Origin of the sequence: Pseudomonas sp. EA_65y_Pfl1_P113, assembly GCF_963970525.1 — a bacterium.
Lineage (GTDB): Bacteria > Pseudomonadota > Gammaproteobacteria > Pseudomonadales > Pseudomonadaceae > Aquipseudomonas > Aquipseudomonas tritici.
Genome location: NZ_CAXAQM010000315.1, coordinates 1 through 546 on the forward strand (window position 1 = coordinate 1; position 546 = coordinate 546).

At 65.2% G+C, this 546-nt stretch carries 1 protein-coding gene; it reads right to left on the reverse strand.

Annotation, left to right across the window (positions count from 1 at the left end; genetic code table 11):
- On the reverse strand, positions 1 to 507 hold a 507-nt coding region (locus tag AACY52_RS29805), incomplete at its 3' end, for a PAS domain-containing protein (protein WP_339561303.1).
- Positions 508 to 546: the final 39 nt, after the last annotated feature.

Below are 546 nucleotides of genomic sequence, written 5' to 3' on the forward strand. Positions count from 1 at the left end.
GGCCTGCTGCTCGAGCAACTGCGCGGCGCCGCGGATGCCCGACAGCGGGTTCTTGATCTCGTGCGCCAGCATCGCGGCCAGCGCGATCACCGAGCGCGCGGCGCTGCGATGGGTGAGCTGGCGGTCCATCTTGTCGGCGATGGTGCGCTCCTGGAGCATGACCACGATGTGACCCGGCCGCTCGGTGAGCGGAGCGACGTGCAGATCGACCTGGCGATCGCCGCCCATGCGCGGCGTGCCGAGATCGACCTTGTACTCGTTGACCGGCGAGTTCGACGAGCGGACCTGGTCGATCAGTGCCAGCAAGGGACTGCCGAACGGCACCAATTCCTTCAGCGACTGCCGTTTCAGGAACTGGGTCGAGATCTCGAAGAAGGCTTCGGTCGCGATGTTGGCGGCGACTATCTTGCCGTCAGGCCCGATCAGCAGCACGGGATTGGGCAATGCGTCCAGGATCGCATCGCTGTCGGCCGGAAGCGACCGACGATGTTCAGCGGCTGAGCTCATGCAGCAGCGCTCCATGCGAAATCGTCGAAGGCATCTTGC